The organism is Piscicoccus intestinalis NBRC 104926, from assembly GCF_001515525.1.
Lineage (GTDB): Bacteria > Actinomycetota > Actinomycetes > Actinomycetales > Dermatophilaceae > Kineosphaera > Kineosphaera intestinalis.
Window position 1 is genome coordinate 1 of sequence record NZ_BCNQ01000158.1, and the last position, 7,876, is coordinate 7,876.

The 7,876-nt window shown below is 74.1% G+C and carries 7 protein-coding genes; 3 read left to right on the forward strand and 4 right to left on the reverse strand.

Features of this window, described 5'->3' with window-relative positions; all coding sequences use genetic code 11:
- Both PINTE_RS18225 and PINTE_RS18230 read right to left on the reverse strand, forming a co-directional pair.
- Positions 1–1,225: protein kinase domain-containing protein (locus tag PINTE_RS18225; protein WP_157087351.1), on the reverse strand; the 1,225-nt coding region annotated here is incomplete at its 3' end.
- A 110-nt stretch (positions 1,226–1,335) separates the two neighbouring features.
- Entirely contained in the window at positions 1,336–2,508 is a 1,173-nt protein-coding gene (locus PINTE_RS18230; protein ID WP_068433603.1) for a lytic transglycosylase, read from the reverse strand.
- 242 nt (positions 2,509–2,750) lie between these two features.
- On the opposite strand from PINTE_RS18230, the gene PINTE_RS24580 reads away from it, so the two are divergent.
- The gene (locus PINTE_RS24580) at positions 2,751–3,209 is read left to right on the forward strand and encodes an Rv2175c family DNA-binding protein (RefSeq protein WP_068433605.1); all 459 of its coding nucleotides are present in this window, start codon (positions 2,751–2,753) and stop codon (positions 3,207–3,209) included.
- A 68-nt stretch (positions 3,210–3,277) separates the two neighbouring features.
- On the opposite strand, the gene PINTE_RS18240 is transcribed toward PINTE_RS24580, so the two are convergent.
- A complete protein-coding gene (locus tag PINTE_RS18240) occupies positions 3,278–4,363 on the reverse strand; it encodes a polyprenyl synthetase family protein (protein WP_068433606.1) in 1,086 nt (361 codons plus the stop codon).
- A 63-nt stretch (positions 4,364–4,426) separates the two neighbouring features.
- On the opposite strand from PINTE_RS18240, the gene metF reads away from it, so the two are divergent.
- Positions 4,427–5,374: a methylenetetrahydrofolate reductase [NAD(P)H] gene (gene metF, locus PINTE_RS18245; protein ID WP_068433608.1), complete on the forward strand. Its 948-nt coding sequence runs from the start codon at positions 4,427–4,429 to the stop codon at positions 5,372–5,374.
- A gap of 210 nt (positions 5,375–5,584) precedes the next feature.
- Here metF and PINTE_RS18250 read toward each other — a convergent pair whose 3' ends face one another.
- The gene (locus tag PINTE_RS18250; protein WP_157087352.1) at positions 5,585–6,913 is read right to left on the reverse strand and encodes an ArgE/DapE family deacylase; all 1,329 of its coding nucleotides are present in this window, start codon (positions 6,911–6,913) and stop codon (positions 5,585–5,587) included.
- Between the two features lie 73 nt (positions 6,914–6,986).
- Here PINTE_RS18250 and PINTE_RS18255 point away from each other — a divergent pair.
- Positions 6,987–7,876 (forward strand): LysR family transcriptional regulator (locus PINTE_RS18255; protein WP_068433610.1); only part of this gene is annotated, 890 nt, incomplete at its 3' end.

Below are 7,876 nucleotides of genomic sequence, written 5' to 3' on the forward strand. Positions count from 1 at the left end.
CCGTGGTGCCCGGCGAGGCCGACCGGCCGGCCGCTGCTGCGCCCGATCCGCCCGATTCGCCCGAGCGGCCCGATCCGCCTGGGACGGTGAGGATCTGGGTGTGGCGCAGGAGCACGCCGGTGTCGTTCTCGGCCGCGCCACCCGCGGTGGGCGGCAGCTCGTAGTCCGGCTCGAGCCGCTCGTCGGCTGGGGCGGAACCGTGACGCATCGAGCGCAGCGCCGCGGCCCGGCCGGTCAGCGCCCCGAGGCGCGACCTTCGGACCCGACCGGTGGCATCGTCGGCGGCCGCCTCCGCCGAGACCGCCGAGATCGCCGAGGCCGCCGAGTGACCCGAGGCACCCGAGGTGACCCGGGGCCGGGCGGTGAGCTGGCTGCGGCTGAGCCGGGCGCGGCACTCACGCACCCGGCTCAGCCAGGCGGCGGCGTCGGCGGGGCGTTCGTCGGGGTCGCGCCCGGTGGCCTGACCGACGAGGTCGTCGAGGGCCGCGGGCAGCGTCGGCACCTGCTCGGAGGGCCTGGCCAGCCGGCCGTGCACGTGCTGGAAGGCGACGTGGAACGGCGAATCACCGGAGACGGCGGGGCGACCGGTGAGCATCTCGTGCAGCATGAGCCCGGCGGCGTACACGTCGCTGCGGGCGTCGGCCACCCCGCGTTCGACCTGCTCGGGGGCCAGGTAGGCGACCGTGCCGAGCACGGTGCCGGACAGTGCGCTGGAGGTCGTGCTCGTCACCGCCCGCGCCAGCCCGAAATCGGCGACCTTGACGACGCCCTCGGTGGAGATCAGCACGTTCTCGGGCTTGACGTCGCGGTGCACGATGCCGGCGCGGTGGGCGGCGGACAGCGCCGACAGCACGGGCTGGATCGTGTCGAGCGCCTCCGCCGGGGTCAGCGCCCCGACCCTCCGCAGCCAGGACCGCAGCGTGTAGCCCTCGACGAGTTCCATCGTCAGGAACACGATGCCGTCGTCCTCGCCCTGGTCGTGCACGGCGACGACGTTCGGGTGCGACAGGCGGGCGGCGGAGCGGGCCTCCTTGCGGAACCGCTCGACGAAGCTGGGGTCGCGGGCCAGATCCTCGCGCATGACCTTCAGCGCGACGTCGCGTTCCAACCGCAGGTCGATCGCGACGTACACCGAGCCCATGCCCCCGTCGGCCAGGTGGCGCACGACGCGGTACCGACCGTCGATGACGCGGTCGATGAGGGCGGTGCGCTCGGCGAGGGCCACGCTCGCAGTGTAGGGGCGGGCCTACCGGCTCCCCGGGTAGCGACCCGCCGTGCGGCGCGCCGATCGCGGTGGGCCGATCGCGGGCCGATCGCGGTGGGGCGGTGCGGCACTCAGGAGTCGGCGAGCCGCTCCATGTGCGCGCGGACGTTGGCGACGTAGCGGGTGGTGTCGGCGTAGTAGCCGTTGGCGCGCACCGACGTCAGGCCCTGGTAGTAGGCGCCGATGACCTCGTCGAGGTCGCGGGCCGAGCGGGTCAGGCTCCGCAGCAGCGCGACCCCGCACGTGACGTTGTCGCGGGTGTCGAGCAGGTCGAGGTCGCGCCCGACGTGGCCGGAGACCCAGCCCGCGGTCGAGGGCAGGCACTGCATGACGCCGATGGCGTTCTTGTGCGAGACCGCCCGCTGCGACCAGCCCGACTCCTGGTAGGCGACCGCGACCGCCAGGGTCGGGTCGACGCCTTGCCGGCGGGCCTCGGCGGCGATGAGCCGGCGGGCCTGGGTGCGGGTCGGCACGTCCTGTCGGTGCAGGTGGGCGCGGTTGACCTCCGAGGAGCGGGAGAGCCGCTCGGAGGCCGGGGCGCGCCCGGCGACGCGGGTGCCGACGATGCGCAGCTCCTGTCCGGCGCGCAGCATCGTGCCGGGGGAGAGGTTGTTGGCCTTGAGGATCGAGGCCCGGGAGACCCCGTAGCGCTGCGCGAGGCGGGCGAGCCCGTCTCCGGGGCGGACGGTGGCGATGACCGTGCGGGTGCCGGCCGCTTGGGCGCGCGCGGACGTCGTGCGTTCGCGCGCGAGCGCGCGGCCCTGCGGGATCGTCAGGCGCTGCCCGGGGCGGATCGTCTCGCCGTCAAGGCCGTTGGCCGCGGCCAGGGCGGTGGTGCTCACGCCGTGGCGGGCCGCGATGCCCGACAGCGTTTGGCCCGGCCGCACGACATGGCTGCCGTCACCCGGGGAGCCGGAGGAGCTGGTCGAGCCGGAGCCGGTGGCGCGTTGGCCGCCGGAGGCGTGGCCGGTGTGCCCGGCGAGCGTGCCACCCGGCAGTGCGATCGCCCGGCCCGCGCGCAGCACGGAGTCGGCGCTGCCCAGCATGTTGCGCGCCACGATCTCCTCGACGCTCGTGCCGCGCGAGATGGCCAGGGCCAGCAGCGTGTCGCCGGGCTGCACGACGTACCGGCCCCAGCGGGCGGTCGACTGAGCCGACCGCGCCGGCCCGCGAACGTGCGCCGCGAGCGTCTCGGGGTACGGCAGGGTCGGCGAGATGGCGGGTCCGACGAGCGGGATGGGCACGAGAGTCCTTCCTGAGGGTCACCGGGCGGCTGGCGGAATCGGCCGAGCGGATCGGGAGTTTCGTTGCGTGCGCAGTGACGTCGCGAATGTAGCGAAGGCCGGGCCACGGATCGGGGATGTCGCCGCGCACCGGCGCGCCTCGCGCCGCACACGGCGCGGCCCAGTACTCTTCCGGGTCCGCGCGTCAGCGTGAGCGCCCGCCTCCGGCGGGGCGTGTCGGTGCGGCATGCCACTGTAGAGGCGTGCACGACATCGACGAACCCGCCCCCACGACCGCCGACACCGCCTCCGCCTCCGGCTCCGGCTCCGAGGCCGGCGCCGGCACCGGCTCCGACCCGGCGAGCGACAGCCTCGATGCTCTCGTCGGCTCGTGGCTGTCGGTGCCCGAGGCCGCGCAGCGCCAGGGCGTGCCGATGGGCACCGTCCGCAACCAGCTCAAGGACCGCCTCCTCGTCGCCGTGCGGCGCGGACCGAACAACGCGATCTCGATCCCCGAGGTGTTCGTCACCGGAGACGGTCCGCGGCCCGAACTGCGCGGCACGATCATCGTCCTCGGCGACGGCGGCATGGACGACGAGGAGATCGTGCGCTGGCTGTTCACCGCGCAGGAGGCGCTGCCCGCCGACGGCACCCCGATGGGGTCGCTGCTCGCCGGGCACAAGACCGAGATCCGCCGCCGAGCCATGGAGACGGCGTTCTGAGCCGCCGGTAAAACGCCCGTTGAACCCGCCCCGTCAGCCGGCCCCGGGACCCCAGGCGCGGGCCCGGCTCAGGTGGCGCGCTCGGTCGACAGCCGTGTCAGTTCCTCCAGGGCCGCGGTGCCTTCGCCGCTGATCGTGCGCAGGCACGCGAGCGATTCCTGGGCGGCCCGGGTGCGCACCTCGATCATGTCCTCGAGCGCGTCGAGCGCGCCGCTGTCGCGGATGATCAGACGCAGCCGCTCGACGTCGCCGGTCGTCAGCTCCGGGTTGCCCAGCCCCTCGGCGAGCAGCGCCGCCTCCCGGGGAGCGCACCGCTGCAACGTCAGGGCGACCAGCACCGTTTGCTTGCCCTCACGCAGGTCGTCGCCGGCCGGTTTGCCGGTGGCCTCGGGGTCGCCGTAGACGCCGAGCACGTCGTCGCGCAGCTGGAACGCCTCGCCGAGCTCGAGCCCGAACCGCGACAGGTGCGCGCGGTCGTCGGGGGCGATCCCCGCGGCGTCCGCGCCGATGAGCAGCGGCTGCTCGACCGAGTACTTCGCGCTCTTGAACCGCACCACCTGCCGGGCCGCGGCGATCCGCTCGTCGTGCCCCAGCGACGTCCAGCCCCGGGCCGCGTGCAGGATGTCGAGAAACTGACCGGCCATGAGCTGGGTGCGCATCTCGTCGTAGCAGCGCCGGGCGCGGGCGAGTTCGTCGACGGGCAGGCCGCTGGTGGCCATCACCTCGTCGGTCCACACGAGGCACAGGTCGCCGGCGAGGATCGCGCCCGCCTGCCCGAACCGCTCCGCCCGGCCGGTCCACCCCGCCCGGTCGTGCCGGTCGGCGAGGTGCACGTGGGCGGTCGGGGCGCCGCGGCGCACGTCGGAGTCGTCCATGACGTCGTCGTGCAACAGCGCCGCGGCCTGGAAGAACTCCATCGCGCTCGCGGCCCGCACCGCCGCGTCGTCGTGGGTACCGCCGAACCCTCGGTACCCCCAATAGCAGAACGCCGCGCGCAACCGCTTGCCACCTTGCAGGAGCGCGGCGATGACCTCCAGCAGGGCGGTGCCCTCCTCGCCGAGCTCGGCGAGCACGTCCCGCTGGTGTGCCAGCTCGGTCTCGATCTGCTGCTGGACGCGACGACGCAGGTCGTGCAGGTCGCGAACACGGGTCACGGTGGCCTCCCGGATGGTGGGTGCTCGCAGCCTACGGTGTGGGCCGTTATTAGGCTTACGTGCATGCGTGCCCGGCCCACCATTCCTGATCTGCTGCGTTCTCCGCGACCGGCCTTCAGCTTCGAGTTCTTCCCGCCCAAGGACGACGCGGCGGAAGAGACCCTGTGGGCGGCGATCCGGCGGCTCGAGCGGGTCGACCCCGCGTTCGTCTCCGTGACGTACGGCGCCGGAGGCAGCACGCAGGACCGCACGGTGCGCGTCACCGAGCAGATCGCGCTCACCACGACGCTGACCGCGATGGCGCACCTGACCTGCGTCGGGGCGTCGGTGGAGGAGCTGCGCGAGGTGATCGGCTCGTACGCGGCGGCCGGCATCCACAACGTGCTCGCGCTGCGCGGCGACCCGCCCGGCGACGCCCGGGGGGCGTGGCACGCGCACCCCGAGGGACTCTCGCACGCCGACGAACTCGTCGAGCTGATCTCCGCGCTGAGCTCGTTCACGGTGGGGGTCGCGGCCTTCCCTGACGTGCACCCGGAGTCCTCCGGCCTGGCCCAGGACGTCGAGACCCTGGTGCGTAAGGCCGACGCCGGCGCGCAGTTCGCCGTGACCCAGATGGTCTTCGACGCCGACGCCTACCTGCGGATGCGCGACGCCGTCTCGGCCCGCCGCGACCTGCCGATCGTGCCCGGCCTCATGCCGGTGACCAACTACGCGCAGATCGCGCGCATGGCCCAGCTCATGGGCACCCCGCTGCCGGAGGCCGTGGTGTCGCGGCTCGAGCCGCTCGCCGACGACCGGGCCGCGCTGCGCGCCGAAGGCGTCGCCATCGCCACGGAACTGGGCGAGCGGATGCTCGCCGAGGGCGCCCCCGGCCTGCACTTCATCACGATGAACCGCTCGACGGCCACGCTCGAGGTGCTCGACCGCCTCGGCGGCATCCCCACCGACTGCCGCCTGCGCACCCCCGTGCCCATCCCGCGCCGCGTCCCCGCCGCCGCCCCGCTTCCCTGACCCCCGGTTTCCCCCCGGCCCCGCTGCCTGACCCCACTTCCCTGAAAACTGCGTGTCACGGTCGGAACTGCGGTTCGTGCCGCAGTCCTCACCACGACACGCAGTTCCTCAGCGTCGTTCCGGGGTCGGTCGAGGGTCGGTCGGAGTCGGTCAGCGGGGCCGGTCGGGTCGCTCGGCGGGGTCGACCGGGGTCGGAGTCGGCGGAGGCGGTCAGACGTGGGCGCCGCAGCGGCGGGCGGCGAGCACAGCCAGGGAGCGGGTCGTCGCCACCACATCCTCGACACGCACCTGCTCGCGCGGCGCGTGCGCGAAGTCGACGTCACCCGGGCCGTAGTGCAGCGTGGGGATGCCGCCCATGCCGTGGTAAAGCCGCAGGTCGGAACCGTACGGGGCGGCGGAGCACGCTGCGCGCCGGCCCTCGGTCTCCGCGATCGCCGACAGCACCTGCCCGACCAGCGGATCCGCCTCGTCGAGATGCCCGCTGGCGAACTGCCCGCCCGGCCACGTGACCTGCACCGGGTGCTCGCGCAGCCAGGGGTCGGCGGCGCAGGCCCCGGCCACCGTCTCCTCGAGGGCGGCGCGGGCCTGTTCGACGGGCTCGTCGAGCCGCACCCCGATGCGGCCCTGCGCGACGAGCAGGTCCGGCACGCTGCTGGCCCAGTCGCCGGCGCGGATCGTGCCGACCGAGATCGGGTAGGGCAGCGGGTTGCCGTCGAAGAGCCGGTGCGGCGCGACGTTGCGGGACCGCTCGAGGTCGGCAAGCGCGGCGTGCACGGGCAGGAACGCCTCGAACGCACTGCGCCCCGCCAGCCGGGAGCCGGCGTGCGCGGCAAGCCCGTTGACGCGCAACTCGAACGTCAGCGCACCCGCGTTGGCCACGACGACGCGCCCGCTCGTCGGCTCGGTGATGACCGCCGCCGCACCGCGGTGCCCGCGCAGCATCGTCGCGAACGCGCCGAGCCCGCCGTCCTCCTCGCTGACGACGCCGTGGATCGCGAACGGCCGCTCCAGCCGCACCCCGGAGACGGCCAGCGCGCGGGCGACCGCGAGGTTGGCGGCGACGCCGGCCTTCATGTCGCAGGCGCCGCGGCCGTGCACGATGCCGTCACGGATCGCGCCGCTCCACGGGTCCCGCTCGGGCCACTTGTCGAGGTCGCCGGTCGGCACGACGTCGACGTGGCCCTGCAGCACGAGGGCGGGCTCGCCGTCCGAGCCGGCCCCGCCCAGGGTGCCGACGACCCCGTACGCCTCGGTGCGCGGCGCCTCGGTGCCCGGGTGGTCGGGGCGGGCGGCGAGCTCGTCGAGGTCGAGCTTCCACGCGTCGACGTCGAAACCGAGGGCGCCCAGGCGGTTGGCCTGCTGGTGCACGAGATCGGACTCCGCGTCGGTGCCCGTCACGCTCGGCACGCGGATCAGCTCGACGAGGTCGGCGATGAGCGCGTGCTCGTCGATCGCGTCGAGGACGCGCCGCTGCGCGTCGTCGAGGTCTGTGAGGGATTCGCCCGGGAGGGCGCTGACCAGCGGGTTCAAGGCGTTCACCCCGCCGACGGTAGCCGCGGGGTGACTTCGAGGGAATACCACGTTGTCGAAGGTTTCGTCATACGCTGTATGAATGCTTCAGCCGCAGCAACTGCGTGTCCTCGTCGCGATCCGCGACCGCGGGTCGCTGTCGGGGGCGGCGGAGGTGCTGGGCTACGGGGTGCCGACGATCGCGCATCACCTGTCGTCGCTGGAGCGCCACCTGCGGGTCCGCCTCGTCGAGCGCGACCGCCGCGGCGCCCGGCTCACGCCCCTGGGCGAGGTCTTCGTCGAGGAGGCCGAGCAGATCCTCGCCCGGCTCGACCAGGCCGAACGGCTGGTCACCACGCAACGCGACCTGGGGCTCGCGACCCTGCGGGTCGGCACGTTCGCGTCCATCGGCTCACGGCTGCTGCCCCGGGCGATCCGGGAACTGCGGGCCCGTGCGGCGGTGCAGGTGGAGGTCGTCGAGGCGGAACCGACCGACGTCGTGCAGCTGCTGGAGGCCGGTGAGCTGCACGCCGGCCTCATCTACGACTCCGCCGACGACCCGGCGTTCACCGCCCCCGACCTGCGGATGGACGTGCTGCTCGAGGAGGACTACCGGGTGCTGGTGCCGGCGCGCGGCCCGTTCGCCTCGGTCTCCCGGATCGACTTGACGGCGCTGGCCGACGCCGACTGGATCGGCAGCCGCGACGAGGGCGAGACGCCCAACCGGGTGCTGCGGCGCGCCTGTCGGGCAGTGGGATTCGAGCCGCGGGTGTTCATGCGCACCGACGACCTGACGATGATCCACGGCCTGGTCGCCGAGGGGCTCGGCTGTACGGTCATCGCCCCGTCGGCCGTCGACACCCGGTTTGCCGTCAAAGCCCGACCGTGCGTGCAGCAGCTCGGGTTGCGGCGCACCTCGTTCGTGCGCCGCGACGGCGCCGTCCCGCCCGTCGTCGATGAGCTACAGCGCATCCTCGTCGCCATGCTCGACCG